The organism is Flavobacterium fluvii (assembly GCF_900129545.1).
In the GTDB taxonomy this organism is placed as follows: domain Bacteria; phylum Bacteroidota; class Bacteroidia; order Flavobacteriales; family Flavobacteriaceae; genus Flavobacterium; species Flavobacterium fluvii.
The window spans coordinates 57,598-80,232 of record NZ_FQWB01000006.1 but is presented as its reverse complement, the minus strand read 5'-3'; the positions used below and the strand labels follow the sequence as shown (position 1 = coordinate 80,232).

20 protein-coding genes are annotated in these 22,635 nt (G+C 36.6%); 11 read left to right on the top strand and 9 right to left on the bottom strand.

Going from position 1 to position 22,635, the window contains the following annotated elements; genetic code table 11:
* Positions 1-103: 103 nt before the first annotated feature.
* The 11 genes from BUC16_RS13470 (at position 104) to BUC16_RS13420 (ending at position 12,714) form a co-directional block, all read left to right on the top strand.
* The gene (locus BUC16_RS13470; protein ID WP_141226160.1) at positions 104-1,138 is read left to right on the top strand and encodes a PEGA domain-containing protein; all 1,035 of its coding nucleotides are present in this window, start codon (positions 104-106) and stop codon (positions 1,136-1,138) included.
* 3 nt (positions 1,139-1,141) lie between these two features.
* Positions 1,142-1,582 carry a hypothetical protein gene (locus BUC16_RS13465; RefSeq protein WP_073371322.1) on the top strand — a complete coding sequence of 147 codons (441 nt, stop codon included), beginning with the start codon at positions 1,142-1,144 and terminating at the stop codon, positions 1,580-1,582.
* 22 nt (positions 1,583-1,604) lie between these two features.
* Entirely contained in the window at positions 1,605-1,922 is a 318-nt protein-coding gene (locus BUC16_RS13460) for a hypothetical protein (RefSeq protein ID WP_073371321.1), read from the top strand.
* A 279-nt stretch (positions 1,923-2,201) separates the two neighbouring features.
* Positions 2,202-3,290, top strand: a complete 1,089-nt coding sequence (locus tag BUC16_RS13455) for a PAS domain-containing sensor histidine kinase (protein ID WP_073371320.1) — start codon at positions 2,202-2,204, stop codon at positions 3,288-3,290.
* Between the two features lie 93 nt (positions 3,291-3,383).
* Positions 3,384-5,156, top strand: a complete 1,773-nt coding sequence (locus BUC16_RS13450; protein WP_073371319.1) for an AMP-dependent synthetase/ligase — start codon at positions 3,384-3,386, stop codon at positions 5,154-5,156.
* Between the two features lie 200 nt (positions 5,157-5,356).
* The gene (locus tag BUC16_RS13445; protein ID WP_073371318.1) at positions 5,357-5,788 is read left to right on the top strand and encodes a MarR family winged helix-turn-helix transcriptional regulator; all 432 of its coding nucleotides are present in this window, start codon (positions 5,357-5,359) and stop codon (positions 5,786-5,788) included.
* A gap of 95 nt (positions 5,789-5,883) precedes the next feature.
* Positions 5,884-8,274 carry a 3-hydroxyacyl-CoA dehydrogenase/enoyl-CoA hydratase family protein gene (locus tag BUC16_RS13440; protein ID WP_073371317.1) on the top strand — a complete coding sequence of 797 codons (2,391 nt, stop codon included), beginning with the start codon at positions 5,884-5,886 and terminating at the stop codon, positions 8,272-8,274.
* Between the two features lie 48 nt (positions 8,275-8,322).
* The gene (locus BUC16_RS13435) at positions 8,323-8,679 is read left to right on the top strand and encodes a four helix bundle protein (protein WP_073371316.1); all 357 of its coding nucleotides are present in this window, start codon (positions 8,323-8,325) and stop codon (positions 8,677-8,679) included.
* Between the two features lie 51 nt (positions 8,680-8,730).
* A complete protein-coding gene (locus BUC16_RS13430; protein WP_073371315.1) occupies positions 8,731-9,912 on the top strand; it encodes an acetyl-CoA C-acyltransferase in 1,182 nt (393 codons plus the stop codon).
* A gap of 162 nt (positions 9,913-10,074) precedes the next feature.
* Complete coding sequence (locus BUC16_RS13425) at positions 10,075-11,865, top strand: acyl-CoA dehydrogenase FadE (RefSeq protein WP_073371314.1); 1,791 nt, start codon at positions 10,075-10,077, stop codon at positions 11,863-11,865.
* 15 nt (positions 11,866-11,880) lie between these two features.
* Positions 11,881-12,714 (top strand): DUF2971 domain-containing protein, encoded by an 834-nt coding sequence (locus BUC16_RS13420; protein WP_073371313.1) that lies wholly within the window; start codon positions 11,881-11,883, stop codon positions 12,712-12,714.
* A gap of 135 nt (positions 12,715-12,849) precedes the next feature.
* On the opposite strand, the gene BUC16_RS13415 is transcribed toward BUC16_RS13420, so the two are convergent.
* From BUC16_RS13415 to BUC16_RS13375, 9 genes are all read right to left on the bottom strand, one after another.
* A complete protein-coding gene (locus tag BUC16_RS13415) occupies positions 12,850-13,920 on the bottom strand; it encodes an AI-2E family transporter (RefSeq protein ID WP_073371312.1) in 1,071 nt (356 codons plus the stop codon).
* A 45-nt stretch (positions 13,921-13,965) separates the two neighbouring features.
* Positions 13,966-14,661 (bottom strand): potassium channel family protein, encoded by a 696-nt coding sequence (locus tag BUC16_RS13410; RefSeq protein ID WP_073371311.1) that lies wholly within the window; start codon positions 14,659-14,661, stop codon positions 13,966-13,968.
* A gap of 10 nt (positions 14,662-14,671) precedes the next feature.
* Positions 14,672-16,240, bottom strand: a complete 1,569-nt coding sequence (locus BUC16_RS13405) for an efflux MFS transporter permease (protein ID WP_073371310.1) — start codon at positions 16,238-16,240, stop codon at positions 14,672-14,674.
* A 2-nt stretch (positions 16,241-16,242) separates the two neighbouring features.
* Positions 16,243-17,304, bottom strand: a complete 1,062-nt coding sequence (locus tag BUC16_RS13400) for an HlyD family secretion protein (protein WP_073371309.1) — start codon at positions 17,302-17,304, stop codon at positions 16,243-16,245.
* 9 nt (positions 17,305-17,313) lie between these two features.
* Positions 17,314-18,660 (bottom strand): TolC family protein, encoded by a 1,347-nt coding sequence (locus BUC16_RS13395; RefSeq protein ID WP_073371308.1) that lies wholly within the window; start codon positions 18,658-18,660, stop codon positions 17,314-17,316.
* Positions 18,661-18,821: 161 nt separating this feature from the next.
* The gene (locus BUC16_RS13390) at positions 18,822-19,739 is read right to left on the bottom strand and encodes a YihY/virulence factor BrkB family protein (protein ID WP_073371454.1); all 918 of its coding nucleotides are present in this window, start codon (positions 19,737-19,739) and stop codon (positions 18,822-18,824) included.
* A gap of 245 nt (positions 19,740-19,984) precedes the next feature.
* Positions 19,985-20,431, bottom strand: a complete 447-nt coding sequence (locus BUC16_RS13385) for an META domain-containing protein (protein ID WP_073371307.1) — start codon at positions 20,429-20,431, stop codon at positions 19,985-19,987.
* A 151-nt stretch (positions 20,432-20,582) separates the two neighbouring features.
* Positions 20,583-21,065, bottom strand: coding sequence for a hypothetical protein (locus BUC16_RS13380; RefSeq protein WP_073371306.1), 483 nt, complete (start codon positions 21,063-21,065; stop codon positions 20,583-20,585).
* 162 nt (positions 21,066-21,227) lie between these two features.
* Positions 21,228-22,478, bottom strand: a complete 1,251-nt coding sequence (locus BUC16_RS13375) for a BamA/TamA family outer membrane protein (RefSeq protein ID WP_073371305.1) — start codon at positions 22,476-22,478, stop codon at positions 21,228-21,230.
* Positions 22,479-22,635: the final 157 nt, after the last annotated feature.

Here is a 22,635-nt window from a genome sequence, read left to right as displayed (position 1 = left end):
CAAACAAAACAGCAACAAACCGACTTTAAAATTAAAAACAGCTTTAAAAAACAAATCATTATTTAGCTTATTTTAGCACCCTCAAAAATAAAACCCCAATTATATGAAAAAATTAATACTTTTCACTTTTCTAATGCTTTCCAGCAGCATGATGCTAGGACAAAATGCTTATATACAAGTTTCTGGAGAACCTGACCTATCCGTTTTCCTAAACAATAAATTTAAGGCAAAAACTACGGCCGAAATTGGTGGCTGTGTCATTGAAAATGTCACACCGGGCAAAAACCTGATCAAAGTTGTGAAAGAAGGTTATATTCCGTTTGAAGAAACAATTACAATCAAAAAAGGAGAAGTTTTTTCATATAAAGTAAGACCTTTTTCCAAAAACACTGTTTCCATTTCTGAAAATGGAAACTCCGGCGAAACTGAAAAAAAGGCTTCAATTGAAACAGGAAAACTTGTTATTCAATCCCTTCCCATCAACATAAAAATCACCATCCCTTCCATCGAAGGCGTAACCAATAGCCAAAAAACCAAAGACGAATGGGTTGTGGACAACATCGCATCAGGAAGTCGTGATGTAACCTTTATATTCAATAAAAAAATCATTAAAAAATCTTTCGAAATTATTGGAGGTGAAACCACCAATGTCTTTATAAACATGATGAATGGTGAGTATAAAACAAGAAACACCATTGACGAAAAAATCAAGGTAACCAATTTTATAGACAGCCTTTCGACTGTGTATAAATTTGAAGCCAGATTGAAAAAAGAGGATTTTAAAAACTATAATCCTGAAGTGGCAAATTATTACAATAAAAAAAGCACGGGTATAATTGCCGGTGGCTTGGCGGCTTTAGGCTCAAAAACGCCAAAAGGAAACGCGCCAAAACAAATTGTTTTTGACAAAAACGGGGAACTCATAAAATATGAATATAGTATTGGTATCAACAAAAACAACAAATCTGAAGTTGTGGACTATTACAACAAAATAGTAGAACAGATAAAAAATTTCCCAGAACCCAACAAAACCATTACACCTGCAGCAACTACAGTTGTCGATGCCGACACGAAAATTAAATTTTCTTTGGGCACCAAAGAACTGTTAGTACTTTTTGAACCCGTGGAAATAAAGTAAAAAATGTCCCAAGTCAACCGCTTTCAGGACGAAAACCTAATCCTTTCCGATTTCTATAAAGAAGTCTGGGTGGTGTGTTCGTCCTGCACAAAAAAAGCCATGGCCACGGTAAATTTTGAAACCAAAACGGCTCGTTTGTTTTGCCTGCATTGTGGCCACAACAAAGAAACCACTACGGCTTTAATCAAGAATGGCACAATAAAAACGGCAGCACACCAGTATTTTCAAGCGGAACTTTGGTTAAAAGCAACTTTCAAAAACGAGCTTTTTTGGGCATACAACAATAAACATCTGGAGTATTTGGAACGCTACATTGGTGCCAATTTGCGGGAACACAAAGACAGAACCCATTTTACACTCTTGGAAAAACTGCCCAAATTTTACCACGAAGCCAAAAACCGGGAAGGTTTGTTAAAAATCATTTCAAAATTGAAAAGTAAATAATAATTTGATTCTTCGACCACAAATGATAAAAAACATAAAATACCTTTACCTTTTTATTTTAGTTTGCGGTTGTGCGCCAAAAACTGAAATAGCAAAATACGGACAGCATTACCAGAAGTTCAATGATTATAAAAGTCTAGCGGAAGCCGTAAAATTGATGCCGACGGATATTTCCACTTCAGAAGTAAAAAAGATATTGGGCGATCCTATCGATAATGGATTCGATTACCGTTATCTGGTAGATTCAACAGGAGTGAATAATTGTCCCGTTGGAGCCGTTTTCAATATAGACCAGAAAGGCAAAATAACAAATCGTTGGATTGATGAAATTTGTGAATAAGTTATAAATATAACCTGAATTTCATTGAATGATTCAACCGTTGTCAACACAAAAAACTATTCCTTTCCGATTACCATCATAAAGCTCGGGTTCTGTCTTTGTGCTCACGCAAGACAGAACCCGTTTAGCTTTCAAATCATGTCGAATGCTCCTAGTATATCCTGAAAATGTCCATTTTTATTGACAAAAGCCAAAATATCACTCCAACTTGGCCATAATTTTAGTTAAAAAATTCTATGTTTAATTTCAATTCACTAAATTTCGGATAAAGGATAAAAAATGACAGGAAAACATAATTTAATTCCAAAAGACGAATTTCTATTGGAGCATTTTTTTGAGTTATCTCCAGATTTACTTTGTATTGCAGGATTTGACGGTTATTTCAAGAAAATAAACCCGGCAGTTTCCAAGCTATTGGGGTATACCAACGAGGAATTATTTTCAAGACCCATCAATGAATTTATTTATGCCGATGATCAGGATATTACTTCAAAAGTTCGAAACGAACTCACAAAAAACAACCCACTGCTGAATTTTGAAAACAGGTATGTTACAAAAAGTGGAGAAATAGTGTGGTTGTCTTGGACTTCGATGCCATTAGACAATCAAAAACTAGTATATGCCATTGCCAAAAACATTACCCACAACAAAAAGCACGAAGAGGAACGAAATTTACTGCTTACCAATTTCGCTAAAATCAACAAGGATCTCAAAAAATTAAGCTACACCAGCTCCCACGATTTGAGGTCTCCGGTAAACAATCTTCTTTCCATTTTTAGCCTTTTGGATGTTTCTAAAATTGAAGATCCCGAGACACTTCAATTCATAGAAATGCTGAAATCGACCAGTGAAAGTTTGAGGCAGGCTTTAAATGATTATGTGGACATCTTGATTTTGGAGGAAAATAATGTTGCACAAATTGAAGAATTGAGCTTGAACGAATCCCTAAATACAGTGTCACGTTCCATAAATTCTTTAATTCAAGATTCAAAAGCCACCATTAGCGTGGACTTTTCTGAACTGGAAAAAATTAATTTCAACAAAGCTTATCTGGAAAGCATATTTCTAAATCTAATAACCAATTCCATTAAGTATGCCCAACCGGGCAGTTTGCCAATTATTTCCATTCATTCCAGAAAAACCAACGGAATCAGCCAATTGATTTTTTTGGACAATGGACTTGGATTTGACATGAATGTCGTAAAAGACAAGATTTTTGGTTTGCACCAAAAATTCCACAATCATGTTGACAGCAAAGGCATCGGACTCTATTTGGTGTACAACCACGTCAACAGCCTGGGAGGCAACATCACCGTGGAAAGCGAAGTCAATGTGGGAACGAAATTTATTATATCGTTCAAAGATTAAATTGACTCGACACAAATAGTAACTCTTTTTTTATATAGGATAGTCCAAAATTCATAATTTTTACTAATTTGCATCTAATTAATACTATTCAAAATGACCGAAATCACCCGATTATTTGATTTTCCATACTATCAATTAAAGCATTACAACATTCCGGATGCTTTGGTCACCAAGTATAATGGTGTTTGGGTTAAAACATCGACCGAGGAATATATAGCCAAAGCCAATGCCGTTTCCAGGGCATTATTGCGAATGGGAATTCAAAAAGAGGATAAAATTGCCTTAATATCTACCAATAATAGAACCGAGTGGAATATCATGGACATTGGTATTCTACAAACCGGGGCACAAACTATTCCCATCTATCCCACTATTTCTGAAACTGATTACGAATACATCCTCAATCACTCCGGTTCCATCTATTGTGTTGTGTCCGATATTGAAGTGTTGCAAAAAATAAATCTGGTAAGAGCAAATCTTCCCAATCTTAAAGAGGTGTTTTCTTTTGACGAGATTGAAGATTGCAAAAATTGGAAAGAACTACTTGTGCTTGGGGAAGATCAAGGCAATCAAGACCAGGTCGAAGAACGAAAAAACAGCATCAAATCTGAAGATTTGGCCACCATAATATACACTTCCGGAACAACCGGAAAACCAAAAGGCGTGATGCTTTCGCATAAAAATATTGTATCCAATGTATTGAGCAGCACTTCAAAAATTCCTTTCGAAAAGGGAAAAGGTCGTGCCATGAGCTTCTTGCCCATTTGCCATATTTTCGAAAGAATGGTTTTATATTTATTCCAATATTATGGTGTTTCCATACATTTTGGCGAATCGATTGAAAAAATAAGCGACAATATAAAGGAAGTAAAACCAACCGTAATGACCTGCGTACCAAGGCTTATTGAAAAAGTTTATGACAAAATCTATTCTAAAGGACTGGAACTGACAGGAATAAAAAGAAAATTATTTTTTTGGGCAGTTGATTTAGGCTTAAGATATGAACCCTATGGTACCAATGGATTTTGGTATGAATTTCAGTTAAAAATTGCCAGAAAACTCATTTTCAGCAAATGGAAAGAAGGATTGGGAGGCCATTTGAATTTATTGGTTTCAGGAAGTGCAGCTTTACAACCCAGATTAGCCAGAGTGTTTGCGGCAGCAGAAATGCCAATTGTGGAAGGATATGGATTGACTGAAACTTCGCCCGTAATTGCCGTAAATGATATGCGGAATTTTGGTTTCAAGGTGGGAACCGTCGGCAAATTGATCGACAACGTGGAAGTCAAAATTGCCGAAGACGGAGAAATTCTTTGCAAAGGTCCCAATGTAATGATGGGCTATTTTAAAGATGAAGCCTTGACTAAAGAAGCTTTAGCCGGTGGATATTTCCACACGGGCGATATTGGCGAAATTGACAGCGAAGGTTTCCTTAAAATTACGGACAGAAAGAAAGAAATGTTTAAAACTTCCGGAGGTAAATACATTTCTCCACAGTTGTTGGAAAATGCGATGAAACAATCACGTTTCATTGAACAAATCATGGTGATTGGCGATGGGCAAAAAATGCCGGCAGCCTTCATTCAACCCAACTTTGAATTCATCAGGGAATGGGAAAAACTGCATAAAATTCCAGTAGACAATACCAATGCAGAAATTGTTTCCAATCCAAAAGTTATAGAACGCATCAAGGAAGAAATAGATATCTTGAATGAAAAATTCGGAAACTGGGAAAAAATCAAGCGTTTCGAATTAACGCCAGATGTTTGGTCTATTTCTGGTGGTCACCTCACTCCCACCCTAAAACTAAAAAGAAAAATAGTGATGGAAAAATATAAAAATCTATTTGATAAAATTTACGGTTAAAGACCACCAAAAAATAAATAAAATACAGCAAATTTTAATTTTCATTATTTTATGTTTTTACGTATCAACTCCTCAATTTATTGGGGAGTTTTTTTATAAAAATGAAATAATTTTAAAAAAATAATTCTTATTATTATGCGTGCATAGCATTTTTTACTATATTTGGAATACCGAAGACCAAAACAAACCAACTATTACGCATGAAAGACAAAACCATAGATTACATACTACGTGCCACTTGGCAAGCCGTAGCAAGAATGTATAACGAAGAAGCCTCAAATTACGGTGCCACAATGGCAACAGGTTTCACCTTGTTGTCTATTGATAAAGACAAAGGAACTCCTTCAACCACCCTGGGGCCAAAAATGGGAATGGAGGCTACAAGCCTTACAAGAACCCTGAAAAACATGGAGGAAAAAGGATTGATTATTCGCAAGAAAAATCCTTTTGACGGTCGTGGTGTTCTTATTTATTTGACCGACTTCGGGAAAGAAAAAAGAGAATTATCAAAAGAAACGGTACTCAAATTTAATGAAGCCGTAAAACAAAATGTTTCGGAAGAAAAACTACAAAATTTTATTGAAGTTGCTGAAATCATCAACGAGTTAATCACTGAAAAGAAAATATTTTAACTCCATAAAATATTCAAGCTTCATAAAAACCCTCCTCACATGGGAGAAATTTTACGTAAAGTAAAACTATAAACAAAAACTATAAACCGTTTAAAATGAAACGATCTATTAAAAAAGTTGCAGTTATTGGATCCGGTATTATGGGTTCAGGAATTGCTTGTCATTTTGCCAATATCGGCGTCGAAGTATTGCTTTTGGACATCATTCCAAACGAACTTACCGAGGCTGAAACCAAAAAAGGATTGACTTTGGAAAGCAAAATTGTTCGCAATCGTTTGGTCAACGAACATTTTCAGAATGCTTTAAAATCAAAACCATCCCCTATTTATCATCCAAAATTTGCCAGTCGAATCACGACTGGAAATACAACCGATGATATGGCTAAAATAGCTAATGTTGATTGGATTATTGAGGTAGTTGTGGAACGTTTGGATATTAAAAAATTAGTATTCGAACAAATCGAAAAATACCGCAAACCGGGAACATTGATTACTTCGAACACTTCTGGAATTCCAATTCATTTTATGAGTGAAGGAAGAAGCGAAGATTTTCAAAAACACTTCTGCGGAACCCACTTTTTCAATCCAGCGCGTTACTTGAAATTATTCGAAATTATTCCTGGTCCACAAACTTCAACTGAAGTATTGGATTTCTTGGCTAATTATGGGGAGAAATTCTTGGGTAAAACTTCGGTTGTGGCCAAAGATACTCCTGCTTTTATTGGAAATAGAATTGGGATTTTTGGAATCCAGAGTTTGTTTCATTTGGTAAAAGAACTGGGATTAACCATCGAAGAAGTGGATAAATTGACTGGCCCAGTGATTGGTCGTCCAAAATCGGCTACTTTCAGAACTGTTGATGTCGTTGGATTGGACACTTTGGTTCACGTTGCCAATGGTATCTACGAAAACTGTCCAAATGATGAAGCTCACAAGTTATTCAAATTGCCGGATTTCATCACAAAAATGATGGAAAACAAATGGTATGGAAGCAAAACAGGACAAGGTTTTTACAAAAAAGTAGACAAGGACATTCTTTCTTTAGACTTGGATACATTAGAATATCGTGCTGCCAAAAAAGCTTCTTTTGCAACTTTGGAATTAACAAAAACCATTGACAAATCCATCGATCGTTTTAAAGTATTGGTAAAAGGAAAAGACAAAGCAGGTGAATTCTACAGAAAAAGTTTTGCCGGATTATTTGCTTATGTTTCCAACAGAGTCCCTGAAATCTCGGACGAATTATACAAAATTGACGATGCCATGAAGGCCGGTTTTGGTTGGGAAAATGGCCCTTTCGAAATTTGGGACGCGATTGGTGTTGCCAATGGAATCGAAATAATGAAAGCCGAAGGATTAGTTCCAGCAACTTGGGTTACTGATATGTTAGCTTCTGGAACTTCAAGTTTTTATTCCGTTAAAGAAGGTGCTACTTATTTCTACAATATTCCAAATAAATCGCAATTCAAAGTTCCAGGACAGGATGCTTTTATCATTTTGAACAACATTCGCGAAAGCAAAAAAGTGTGGAGCAATAGCGGAGCAATCATACAAGATTTAGGAGACGGAATTCTGAATTTGGAATTCCAATCCAAAATGAATACCATCGGTGGTGATGTGTTGCAAGCCATCAACAAAGCCATTGATTTATCTGAAAAAGAATATCAGGGTTTGGTTATTGGAAACCAAGGAGCGAATTTCTCCGTGGGTGCCAATATTGGAATGATATTCATGATGGCGGTCGAACAAGAATATGACGAACTGAACATGGCCATCAAAATGTTCCAGGACACCATGATGCGGGTACGTTATTCAGGAATTCCAGTCGTGGTTGCTCCTCACGGGATGACCTTGGGTGGCGGTTGTGAAATGAGCATGCACGCAGACAAGGTGGTTGCTGCCGCAGAAACTTATATTGGATTGGTTGAATTTGGAGTTGGCGTAATTCCAGGTGGCGGTGGATCAAAAGAAATGACGTTGAGAGCTTCCGATTTATTCCGCAAAAACGATGTGGAATTGAATGTGCTGCAAGAATATTTCCTGACTGTTGCAATGGCCAAAGTTTCGACTTCGGCACACGAAGCCTTTGATTTGGGAGTCTTACAGCACGGAAAAGACGTTGTAGTTGTGAACAAAGACCGCCAGATTGCCGAAGCAAAAAAACACGCCTTGTTAATGGCCGAAGCGGGTTACACCCAGCCGATTCGTAGAAATGACATCAAGGTTTTGGGAAAACAAGCCTTGGGAATGTTCTTGGTGGGAACCGACCAAATGGTTGCCGGAAAATACATCTCCGAACACGACAAAAAAATTGCCAACAAACTGGCTTATGTAATGGCTGGCGGCGATTTATCCGAACCAACATTGGTATCCGAACAATATTTATTGGATATCGAAAGAGAAGCTTTCTTGAGTTTATGTACAGAAAGAAAAACACTGGAAAGGATTCAATTTATGTTAACCAAAGGAAAACCTTTGAGGAATTGATTGTATAATGTATGTTGTAAAAATTGTATAATGTAAAAATTTTAACAGATGAATTATTTCAAAGAATTAAAGGTTTGGCAAAAAGCAATTGAGTTAGTTACCAACACCTATTTAAAAACAAAAAGTTTTCCAAAAGAAGAAATTTATGGACTTACCTCACAAATAAGACGTTGTGCCGTTTCAATTCCATCAAATATAGCCGAGGGTTGCGGAAGAAAAACAAGCAAAGATTTTAGCAACTTTTTAGGAATTTCGCTTGGTTCTGCATTTGAATTTGAAACTCAATTGATAATTTGTAAAAATTTAGAATTTATAAACCAAGAAGATTTTAATTTTCTAGAAGCTGAAATACAACATATACAAAATATGATCAATAAGTTGCAAACTACATTAGAAAACAAATAGTCATTTCGCAAGTACAATATACAGTATACAATTTACTAAATACAACATCCAATGAAAACAGCCTATATAGTTAAAGCATACCGAACTGCCGTTGGAAAAGCACCAAAAGGAGTATTCCGTTTCAAACGCCCTGATGAATTGGCGGCAGAAACCATTCATTTTATGATGAATGAATTGCCTGATTTCGACAAAACACGCATTGACGACGTAATGGTTGGAAATGCGATGCCGGAAGCCGAGCAAGGATTGAATATGGGACGATTAATTTCCTTGATGGGATTAAAAGTAACCGATGTTCCGGGTGTAACGGTTAACAGATATTGCGCTTCAGGAATCGAGACTATCGGAATGGCGACTGCCAAAATCCAGTCTGGAATGGCGGATTGCATCATTGCCGGTGGAGCCGAAAGCATGAGTTTTATTCCAATGGGCGGCTACAAACCCACACCCGATTATGCCGTTGCCAAAGAAGGTCACGAAGATTATTATTGGGGAATGGGACTCACTGCCGAAGCCGTTGCCAAACAATTCAATATTTCGAGAGTAGACCAAGACGAGTTTGCGTATCAATCCCATATGAAAGCCTTGAAAGCGCTAGCCGAAGGCAAGTTTGACAAACAAATTGTTCCAATAACCATTGAGCAGACTTTTATCAACGAGAATGGCAAAAAAGAAAACAAATCGTATGTGGTCAACAAAGACGAAGGGCCAAGAGCCGGAACTTCCATAGAAGCATTGGCAGGATTAAAACCTGTTTTCGCAGCTGACGGAAGCGTGACTGCGGGAAATTCATCCCAAATGAGTGATGGAGCCGCTTTTGTTTTGATCATGAATGAAGAAATGGTCAATGAGTTAAACCTCACTCCCATTGCTCGTTTGGCCAGTTTTGCTTCAGCAGGAGTTGAACCCAGAATTATGGGAATTGGTCCCGTGAAAGCCATTCCAAAAGCCTTAAAGCAAGCTGGATTGGAATTGAAAGACATTGATTTGGTCGAATTGAACGAAGCATTTGCCTCGCAATCACTGGCAGTAATTCGGGAATTGGGATTAAATCCCGATATCGTGAATGTCAACGGTGGAGCAATCGCATTGGGACATCCTTTGGGCTGTACAGGTGCAAAATTGTCTGTCCAGTTATTCGACGAAATGAAACGCAGGGGAAACAAATACGGAATCGTTTCAATGTGCGTGGGAACAGGACAAGGCGCTGCAGGGATTTATGAATTATTATAATATTACGCTCCGCAAAGTCTCTGACTTTGAGGATGTGAAAAGCGGTCTCTGACCGAAGTAAGGAAGGTCGAAGACCTTTAAACGCAACCACAAAGTCGGAGACTTTGCGGAGCAAGGTTTACGAATTGTTGTAATTAGAAAATAATATTAAAAAATATAGCCATGGCAGATAAAACAAGAGGTGGTCAATTCATCGTAAAAGAAACAAAATGCGAAGATGTCTTCACTCCTGAAGATTTCAACGAAGACCAATTAATGATGCGCGACTCTGTAAAAGAGTTTATCGACAAAGAAATCTGGCCCAATAAAGATCGATTCGAAAAACGAGATTTTGCCTTTACGGTCGAATGCATGCGCAAAGCAGCTGAATTGGGGCTATTGGGCATATCCGTTCCAGAAGTTTATGGCGGAATGGGAATGGGTTTTGTCGATACCGTACTCGTTTGCGATTATATTTCGGGTGCCACGGGTTCTTTTTCGTCTGCATTTGGAGCGCATACCGGAATTGGTACCCTGCCAATAACTTTATACGGCACCGAAGAGCAAAAGCAAAAATACGTTCCAAAACTGGCTTCCGGTGAATGGTTTGGTTCGTATTGCTTGACCGAACCGGGTGCTGGATCGGATGCCAATTCAGGGAAAACAAAAGCCGTTTTATCTGAAGACGGAACACATTATAAAATTACGGGGCAAAAAATGTGGATAACCAATGCAGGGTTTTGCAGCTTGTTCATCGTTTTTGCACGAATTGAAAACGACAAGAACATTACTGGTTTTATCGTTGAAAACGACCCCAACAACGGCATTTCAATGAATGAAGAAGAACACAAACTCGGAATTCGCGCTTCTTCCACCCGACAAGTTTTCTTTGCCGACACCAAAGTTCCTGTCGAAAACATGCTTTCCGAAAGAGGAAATGGTTTCAAAATAGCAATGAACGCTTTGAATGTGGGTCGAATTAAATTGGCTGCCGCTTGCTTGGATGCACAACGCCGCGTAATTACAAATGCCACAAAATATGCCAATGAAAGAGTGCAGTTCAACACGCCTATTTCACATTTCGGGGCTATTAGATACAAATTGGCCGAAATGGCAGCCTCTTGTTATGCGGGTCAAAGTGCGACCTACCGCGCTGCAAAAGATATTGAAGACAAAATTAAAGATCGTGAGGCCAATGGCGAATCACACCAAGATTCTGAACTAAAAGGCATTGAAGAATTTGCCATAGAATGTTCCATATTGAAAGTCGCAGTTTCCGAAGACATCCAAAATTGTTCCGACGAAGGCATCCAAATTTTGGGAGGAATGGGATTCTCGGAAGACACTCCAATGGAAAGTGCCTGGCGTGATGCGAGAATTGCCCGTATTTATGAAGGCACGAATGAAATCAACAGAATGCTTTCGGTGGGAATGTTGATCAAAAAAGCCTTTAAAGGTCACGTTGATTTGTTGGGTCCAGCAACAAAAGTCCAGGAAGAACTAATGGGAATTCCATCTTTTGACACGCCTGATTATTCGGAACTATTTTCTGAAGAGAAAGAAATGTTGGGCAAATTGAAAAAAGCATTCTTGATGGTTGCCGGAGGTGCGGTGCAAAAATACGGGCCCGATTTAGATGCCCACCAACAATTATTAATGGCTTCTGCTGATATTCTGATCGAAATTTATATGGCAGAATCTACCATTCTGAGAACCGAAAAATTGGCAAAAAAAGCTGGAGAAGATGCCGTAAAAGAGCAAATTGCAATGGCAAAACTGTACTTATACAAAGCCGTTGACGTGGTTACCCAAAAAGGGAAAGAAAGTATTATTTCTTTTGCAGAAGGCGATGAACAAAGAATGATGCTGATGGGATTGCGCCGTTTTACAAAATACACCAATATGCCCAATATCATTGGATTAAGAGAAACTATTACAACTAAATTAGTAAGTGAAAATCAGTTTTGTTTTTAGAACCTTTTTAGTTTTATGGAAATCACAAATATATATCATGGAACATTAGATGATGGGGAATTTCCTTCGATTGTTTATAAATATAGAGATTGGAATTTCAATCACCACGACCGTTATATAAAAAATCGGGAAGTGTATTTAGCAGCTCCAAGTTCTTTTGAAGACAAAGTAGATTGTAAAATCCCTGTTCGTTATGATTTACTTAATGAAAAACAAACAATGGCATTTGCTATGCGATTATCCAAAATGGCAAATCCACATTTTACAAGACAACAACATAGAAAAGATATTAGAGAATGGGCAAAGCAAAAACTTTTAAAGAATCAGGCATATTTAGAAAACTATCAAAAATTTTATAGTGAGCAACACGATATGAGATTGGGAGTCTTAAGTTTAACAGCTGAACCGTGTCTAGATGCTATGTGGGAAAAATATGCAAATTCAACAAAAGGTTTCTGTATTGGTTATAATTCACGTATAATGTTTGAATACTTAGGAGGAGGAGGCGCAGTAAGTTATGTCGAGGAGTTACCTATTTTACTTCCGGAACCAATAATGACGTGGCATCAAATTCGAACTAGTCAAATTTTTTCAAAAGAAAATAAATGGAATTTCGAAAAAGAATATAGAACACATATGTTTTGGGAATCACCAGCAAAAATAACTGATCGCCAAATTAGGTTACCTCGGGAAGCTTTTAATAAAATTATTTTAGGAAAAAACATTTCGTCAAAAAATAAATTAGAAATTATAGCTGCGGTAAAAGATTATATAGGTGATATTCCAATTTTAGAGTATGACAACTTTTACTACCACCAGCAAGCGTATCTTCGCACGCGTGAGGGATAGCAGCTAGCTACCGAAGTAGCGCGGATAGCCCGACACCATAAAGAAAAGGAGCCAACTCATTAACGTAATGAGTTGGCTCCTTTTCTTTATGGTGGCACGCCCAAACGAGCTTTTGCCAACTGATGAAGTAAATTATTATTCTGCGATAGTTTTTTCGGGTTTGTCATCCATCCAGGCTTCAAACAATTTATACCCAATAGAAAACACGATTGGTCCCACAAACAAACCGATGAATCCTGACATCATAAAACCACCAATCACTCCCAGGAAGATTACCAACATGGGCACCATGGCACCTTTTCCCAGCAATAATGGTTTCAGCACATTGTCGGAAAGTCCGCTTACGATGAAAAATACGGTCCAAAGTAATGCCGAAGTGGTATCGTCCAATGAAAATAGATACGCAATCACACCAAGATTGATGATAATTGGCCCAATCTGAATAATGGACAACATCAAACACAAAAGCGTAAGCACGCCCGCAAAAGGAACACCACAACCAAAAAGTCCCACGGCCTGAATCAAGGTTTGGATAATGGCCACACCCAGAATTCCTTTGACCACCTGATATACGGTTGATACTGAAATATTCAAAAATTCTTCGCCCGAATCACCTGATATTCTTTTGATGAAATTGGTGGCTAAATTTTGGGCGCTTGTCGAAACCATCAAAACTCCGGCAATGATAACCGACAGAATAACCTGAAGCAAAGAACCTATTGAACTGGCAATACTTCCCAATACAGATTTTGACACTTCCACGATTTGGGCTTTGTATTCCAATAATCCTTTCTCTAAATCGGTGGACAAGGCATAAAGGAAATTATAGGCTTTATCCCCTATTATTGGCCAGTCTTTGATATTTTGTCCCGGTGCCGCCACTTTTAACGAGCCATCCTCTACTCCTGCTTTTAATTCGACAAGTGTAGTTGTCACCGAATTAAAAAAGACAACTGTTGGTATAATGATAAGTGCCAATATAGTTGCAATGATCAAGAATGAAGCCAGGCTTTTTCTTCCTTTTAATTTCTTTTGTAAAAAATCGAATATGGGATAGAATGTAATTGCCAATATAATTGCCCAAAGAATTGGCATCATAAAAGGCAATAAAAGTTGAAAACAAAATCCTAAAATCAGGAACACGAGCCCTAATTGCAAAATTGTTTCGAAAATCTGTTTACTCTTAATCTCTTTAGAATTTTTCATGTTATTTTGGTTTAAATTGATGTAATAAATAGAATTTAGATTTGTTTAATTTTCTTTTTGACTACCTGAATTAGCGTCTGAAACCAAACGACCTATCAGAATTACGGGATACAAAACCCCTATAAAAGCTTCGACCTGTACCAAAGCACGAGCCATTGGATGCAGCGGAACAATTTCGCCAAAACCAGTCGTGGTAATGGTTATATAACTAAAATACATAAAATTGGCATCCAAGCTATTCGATTCAAATGGTGGTAAAGTAACCTGAAAAGAGCCTTCAATATGCAGGTAAAAAAATTGATATACAATTGCCCAAATATTGGCCATCAACATATACACCACCACGGAACCAATTACTCTATAAGATGTAATGGGTCCTGGTTCGAAGACTTTAAGCAGCACCAAAACGATCAACAACAAAAAAGTACTTATGGAAATAATAAGATCTGTTAGTATCGTAAATGGTGTGGGATTAAAAGCGCTAATCCAACCAAAGACAATAAATAAAACAGGAACTATGGAAATCAATACTGCCTGTTTTCTGCTTTTGGATAAGGCAAAAATACCCGCCATAAGAAACAACATCCAAAAGATATTGAGTACCACTAAAAAAAAGGAAAAGCTTCCAAACATTGGAATCAGGACAAAATGCATTACAAAAAGTAAAATAAGCATTCCACTGAGTCCACTTTCCTGGTCCCAAAGGTGATTTAAAAAACGATATTTCTTTATTCTTTCCATAAATGTAATGTTAAAAAGGTATTGGTTCTAATTCAACCCTTCCAATTGGTCTTCTTCCGAGTCCGAACAGCAAAAGAATTATGATAGGCAGAAAGCAAATAGCCGACATTACCAAATAAATATCTTTATAAGCCAGTAATATGGAAGCCTGAGATGTTTGGTTGGAAAGGCTTTTTTCTGCCATTTTCTGCGCCTCGACTTCTGATAATCCCTGATGTAAATAATAATATTTTGTATTCAATAATTTCGTTTGCGCTTGTTGATTAGCCGATGACAATTGCTGGCTTAAACCTGTCTTGTGATGTATATTGACATTTGATATATGAGTACCTAAAATAGCTCCACCTAACATAGTGGCAAAAACAATACGGGAAATCACTCCACTCATCATTCGGGAATCGCCCAGGTTTTTGGGAACTCCTTCTGAAATATACAATGCCGAAATGGGATACAAAAAACCTATTGCCAATCCTTTGAAGATTAAAGGTAGTAAAAAATCGGTAGCGGTAATACCAGGGTAAAATCGAAAAAAAAGAATAATGTGAAACATTCCGTAACAGGCAAATCCGGCAATCCAAATGGTGGCCAAATAGATTCTTTTGTACAAAAGATAGGTCGATAACGGAATGGCTATAAAAAGGCCTATCAATATCGCTAAATGGATTTTTGCCTGATAAACGGCATCAAAACCAAGCACTCCCGACATATAACCTGTAACCACACTTCCCGTTCCATTCATTAATCCCGTATAAAAAAAGAGAAGCGAACCAATTACCACATTTTTGTATTTGAAAACGTCTGTATTGATTAAAGGTTCTTTGGTAAAACGAACGTGAATTAAGTAAATCCCAACTATAATCAATAAAAAGGCAACGGCAATACCTATTTTAGGATCCGAAAACCAATTTCTGGTCTGCCCTTCGGCACAAAGAAAAAGAATTAGCGCAAGAAAGAAAATCAAAATCAGCCAGCCTCTCCAATCGAATTGAAACTTCGCTTTCATTGGTGCCAAGTCTTTTTTATAAAAATACCAGGCCAAAAGAATACACACCAAAAAGTTGATATTCAAAAAGTAAATACCAAAAGTCCAATTGTGAATACTGGTAAATTTTGCTCCAAAAAATTTATACAGATGTTGGCTTCCCTGCAGAATAAATTGGATAATGCCATACATAATGGGCATATTAAAAGCCGGATTGTATTTTAGTATAATAGGAATCATAGAGGCAAATATTCCTGTAACAGAAATAATGGCCACGAGTGAACGCCAAAAAGTAAACCAAAAAATATTAATAGAATACAAAGAAGCCGTATTGAATAGTATGGACAAAAAACTCGCCGATAAAATCAAAGTGCGTAATGGAATTTGCTTCCCTATCTTTAATCCTAAAGGTATGAAGGTTATCATTGCAAAAAAAGGAATGTAACTGCAATAAGCAAAAACAGTAGTCGAAGCACCAAAATGTCCTAATATTTGTGAATTATCGTAAGTCGTCACATTCAAGGCATTAAAAAAAGGAATGGTAAGGATGTATAATCCAACCAGATTCAAAATACCTCCTTTTTTTAATGCACCCATTTTTATTTTTTTACTTCAACCGTAACATTCATTCCTGGTTTTACTTCTACTAATGCATCAGCCTGTCCTTCAAATACTATTTTTACAGGAATACGCTGGGTGATTTTTACAAAATTTCCTGTTGAATTATCAGGTTCCACCATCGAAAATTTAGCACCCGTTGCTGGCGAAAATCCGACTACTTTTCCTTTGAATTCTTTGCCGTCGAGTGCATCAATGGTAATGGTTACCTCCTGCCCTGCTTTAATTTTTTCAACCTGGGTTTCTTTGAAATTTGCCGTAACCCATTTTTGTTTCAATACTATCGAGGCAACCACCTGATTGGTAGTTACCAAATCACCGACAGATAAAGTACGTTCACCCACAAATCCATCAATTGGAGCTTTAATTACGGTATAAGACAACTGCAATTTTGCGGCATCTAAATCGGCTTGTTTTCGAGCTATAGTTGCTCTGGCGGCCTCTAAATTAGTTTTGCTTTGTTCGGTAATGGAACCACTGGCCAACAATTCATTTTCTCTCGCTTTAAGATATGCTTTTGTCGATTGTAACTTGGAAACCACCTGATCATACTGATTGCGGGTTACAGCCGAATCCGCATACATATTTTTAAATCGTTCGTAATCTTTTTGGGCTTTCTCCAAATCGGCCAAATCTCCTGCCAATTTTGCTTTAGATGCCGCCTGATTGGATGTAGAAGTAATTATCGTTTGTTCCAATGAATGTAGATTTCCTTCAGCTATAGCCAAATCTGCTTCGGCTTGTTTCACTTTTATAATGTATTCTTCATCATTGAGTTTTACCAAAGTATCACCTTTATGAACAAATTGGTTCGATTCAAATTTAATATCTGCAATATGCCCCGTTGCTCGTGCCGCAATGTTATTCATGTAAGCATCAACCTGGGCATTATTGGTGGTTTCATATCTGCTAAAATCAAAAAACAAACTTAAAATCCATAGTCCTCCAGCAAGCAGGAAAATAAAAGAAAGAATAGTCAATATTCTATTTCTCTTTTTCTCGCTTTTAACGGCAGCTTCATTGATTGTTTTATCTTCACTCATATTAAAAAATTAAAGTTTCCCCATAGCGTACTGTAAAGAATAGTATTGAATAATCGCATCTATATTGGCATTATTCAGCGAAATTTTTGCTTCATTCAACTGTAATTCGGCGTCAACAATATCACTGATTAAAGCAAAATCATTATCATAGCGGCTTTTTACAATTTTGTAATTGCTTAGTGCCAAATCAACATCTTTTTTAAAAGTTGTAATGTTCCTAACACTTTCGGTAAAGCGAACATAAGCTGCTTTTACATCTTGGTTAATTACATCTTTGGTAGCATCAAGTGCGATATTGCTTTTATCTATTTGTTGCTGATCCGCATTGGCTCTATGTTTTATATTATAAAAACTGGAAATATCCCAATTGAGAGAAACACCGGCTGCCCAATAATTGAGAATATTATTGGAATAATCAGGCCATTGTGCCGGGTACTGTGTATTGAAAAGCAAATTGGCATTCACATAAGGCTTGTAACCGCTCTTGGTTATATCCAAAGAAGATTCGGCTATCTTTACGTTAATTTCAGATCTTTTGATTTCGAAACGGTTTTGGTAGGCTTCATTCAAACTTTCTTCCAAACTCACTTCTTTTGTCGGAATCAAAATCCCATCCAATACAGGTTTTAATTTGGTATTGGTAGGCAGCCCTGTCAATATGTCCAAATAATTACTAATCAACTCTATGGAATTGGAACTTCGAAAAACCGCCACTTCAAAATTTGACTTTTGCAATTCAGTTCTCAATAAATCACTTTTAAGGTTTTGTCCATTGGCAACTCTTGACTCCAACTGTTTGATTCGTAAATCTGTATTGACTATGTTTTGTTTGGTAACCTCAATTTGCTTGTATAGTTTTTCGAGAGTAAAAAATTGTGTGGTAATGGTTTGTTTGATTTCTGTTTCCGTCATCTTGGCAACCGATTCCTGCATACTGACTATTAGTTTTTGCTTGTCAATCTGGTTATTGATTACTCCCCCGTAATACAAGGGCATGGACGCATAAATATTGGCGGAAGCCTGTTGGTTAAAATAATCAACAGTGATGTTTTTTTCATAAAAACCCTCAAAGACTTTGGGATTTCCAATATAATTATAACCCATATTCAAGCCTATAACGGGAGATTTGGCTATTTGAGTCTGGTTTAGGTTCTCATTGGCTATAGCGACATCCGTGTTGGCTATCTTAAGTTGATTGTTATTCTGAATTCCCAATTGTATGGCTTCATCCAGTTTTATGATTCTCACATTTGTCAAATCAACATCTTGAGAGTATCCAATTATATTGGTAAAATAAGCCAATACTGCAATCCAGTATTTTACTTTTAGCTTTTTTATGAGGAAATGCTGTTTCACCTTTTCTTAAATTAAATTTCAGGTATTCATTCAAAAACATCCTTTTTGTGAAGAACAAATATATAAATTTTAACAGTTTTTATGATGAAAAAGGCTGGTAAATTTCAAAACTTTGATAAAAATTAATTTTAAGCTAAAAAATCAAGAAAAACAAAAACTAGTTATTTCTTCGGAAGCTCCGTAACCTCCACCTTGATAGAAACGGCATAGGTATTAGGGATAATTTTATTTCCGTGGGCATTGGCATATACTTTAGTGAATTCGGCTCCAAAATACAAGATTATGGCCGAATAATATACCCAAATCAAAATAATAATGACCGAACCAGCAGCACCATATACGGTGGCAACGGTTGAACTGCCTAAATAAAAACCAATGGCAAATTTGCCAATCATGAAGAAAAAAGAAGTGAAACTGGAACCTATCAAGGCATCTTTCCAGACAATGTCACCGTCGGGAAGCGTTTTGAAAATAATAGAAAACAATATGGTCGTAGTGGCAAACAAAATCAGTATGTTGAGTATGTAAAACAAATAAATGGTCGAATCGGGAAAATAAACCAGCAAACGGGTGTTGATAATGTCCATGACCGTGTTCACCATTAAACTGACCAACAACAAAAAACCTACCGAAGCAATCATGGAAAACGACATAAGCCTATTTTTAATGAATTTTATAAGCCCCTTGTCCGGTTTTGCTTTCAACCCCCAAATATAATTGATGGAACTTTGAATTTCGGCAAAAACACCCGAAGCACCAATGAGCAACAAAGTACCTCCAAAAACCGCCGCAAAGGCATTGCTGTCGGACAATTCTATGTTTTTGATGGTTTCCTGGATTTGGAGTGCCGCTTCATTGCCCACCATTCCATTTATTTGACCGAAAAATTTCCCCGTAACCGCTTCACGTCCGAAGAAAATACTTGAAATGGACATAATGATAATCAACAATGGCGGTAATGAAAATATGGTATAATACGACAGCGAAGCGCTCAGTTTTATTGCATTGTCATCATCAAATTCCTGGTAGGTCTTCTTCAACAAATTCCAACTGATCAAGGCCACTTCTTTGTGTTTCATTTTCATGATTATTATTTATGGTATCCCTTTACAGGAATCCTTTTCTTTGAACAAAGCTAGGCCTATTAAGCTGTATTGGTACCCAAATACCCAAACAAAACGATAATTGTAATAGAATACTTGGTTTGAATGTTGTATTGATTACTATTCAACGTGAATAACGTGAATTGTTGGCCTTGTAGTATTTGATGTAAACAATACAAATGTACTTTTCCTGCAAATCAAGTTAATCGACTAGTTTTTCCCTACTTTACAACTGTGTCCACTTTTTCAAAACGCATCATCGCAATATCTCCCATAATAAAATTTAATGTTTTTCCATCTTCAGAAATGGAATAGGAATCTATTTTTTCCAATGTCTTCATATAAGTGGTTTCCCCCTCACCTTGACAAGCCATCATAGTCATCCCGATTTTGGATTCCTTGAAATTAATCTTGTTGCCGTCCAGAAATAATGCGCCAAAATATTGGTTGCAACCATTGTTGCCCGAAATCTTGCTGGATTTCAAGTCAAAATTAATCGTTGGTTTCTTGTTGGGATACAAACCGTCAAATGCTATTCTGGGGCCGGTAATATAGTTCAATTGCCAAGTTCCTTCAAGTGTTGCCGTGGTTTTTGAAACAGATTTGGTTGAATTGCAAGACGTGAATGTCATACATAAAATAGCGAATGTTAAAACAATGGTTTTCATGATGTTTACGTTATAAATTTGATAATATAAAATAGTTTTTTTTAAAAGAAAATATGTAACTAACCTAATCAACAATATGTTGAACTTGGCTGACAAAAAAAGCGCAGTGAACTATTTCACCGCGCTTTTATGGCATAAAATAAAAACATTTCTATTTTGTTTTTAACGCTTCAATTTCTCCAACAAAAGGAATAGAATTTTGAATTTCAGACTGCACCGTAGTCTGCATATAGTTCTCGAATTGAATTATTTTTGCTGCATTAATTGCACCCACGGCTTTTTTATATTTGTCATAATATTTTGAAAACAACTTTTGGTAATCCAAATTGTTTTTCAATCCCGCTTTTGCAATTTTATTAGCACTTTCATCGGTAAGGTTTGCAAAATTTGCAGCATAATCATTTATAACGGCAACTTTGGCTGTACCTAGAGCTTTACGTTCTACCTCAAATTCATCATAAATTTTCCAAAAAGCGTCAGCTTGTGCTGCTGGTATGGCCATATAAGTCTGGGCCAATTCTTTCTTTGATTTTCCATAAACACCTTGAATGATTTCAAGATCTTCTTTATCTGCATTTTGAGCAAAAACACCAGAAGTAAGTGTTACCAATACTATTAAAAATACTTTTTTCATAATCTTAAATTTGTAAATGTTAATTGGTTAAATTCAATCAAATTTAAATATTTATTTACTATCAAAAAAATAGTTTCCCCTATAATTTTTTATTTTTTTTCAAGTCAACTAAATTAGTAAACATAAAGAAATCAACCAATTAAAAATTAACTTGGTTCAATTCTAAAATGTTTCTCCTGCGTTCAGGTAAAATGCTTTGGAATGGCGTCCCCAAGCGTAATTCATGATTAGATTGGTTCTTGTGGCCTTGTCAATCAAAATACGCAAACCAACTCCCACCGCCGGCTGAATATGTTGAAATAGCCGAATGTCGCGATCTTTGTCGCTGGCCGTAGTCAAATTTCCAAAGACTGTTCCACTGATTAAATTACTGCAAAGGATGGGAAATCGATATTCTGTTTCAAAATACACCATTTTTTGACCACGAAACAATCCTTGGGTATATCCTTTTCCGCTTCGACTTCGCTGATCCCAGCCTAGGGATGGCAAATTAAGATAAGGAACCGTGCCCATCGTCACAAACTGACCCGTTGCCCATATACAAAAAACATGTTGCTTGTTGAGTTTGCTTAAGGGCATAAAATAACGATATTCCATAAAAAGCACATTGCTCGCATGCTGATTGGTACTCAAAGCCGGGTTAAATCGATAATTGATATTGGCAAACATCCCATGATTGGTATTAATCTGGTTATCCCTGGAGTCATATAATAAATTAAGACTCACGCCATTTACAAAATATTCATTTTCGTTATAGTCGTATTTTTTGCTGTAATTGTAATGATTGGTAAATTGTCCTTCAGCAACATTTAGATTCTCGTCCGTTATGGTGGTGTACCAATCCAGATGCACTCCAGCACCTACATAATAGTTGTTTTTGATTTCCCAAGAAGCGGTTTGATGAAACTTGAAATAATTATAATTCATTGGTTCTTTCAAATCATTCAAGTCAAAACCAGTGTCGTTGGAACGACGAGGAATAATATCGGTTCCCAACCCATAGTTAGCTTGTGAAAAAATGTAAAAACGCCAGTCTCCACTCAAAAACACTTTATTGCTTTTAAGCATCACGCTGTTTTTAAAATTAAGAAGCATCTGTTTTTTTTCGGTATAAGTAGCTCCAAGATTTACGGAGGAATATTTGTCTTTTTCAGATTTCCCCTTAAAAGTATATTGGGAAACAAAACCGTATGAAAAACCCGTGGCAGGTTGCGAACCAATAACGGGTATTATTAGAAAAAAATTATTTTTTACCGGTTTCAAAACAAGAACGGAGTCCTCCTTTTTAAAAAGTTCCTGAAGGGATTTTTCTGGACAATACTTCAAGGAATCACTGGCAGTTTGGGCAATTACGCAAAATTGCATAAAAATAATCAGCAATAAACTAAAACAAAATCTACATCTTTTACTCATATTGCAAATTTATAAAATTATGGCTAAAAATACGGATAATTTATTCTTGCCTCAGGGCATTCGCTTTTTAATTTTTTTAGCCACAAATTTCACGAATTAGCACAAATTCATAATGAATAGAAACAAATTAACACTAATTTTCTCTTTTTAAAAAGAA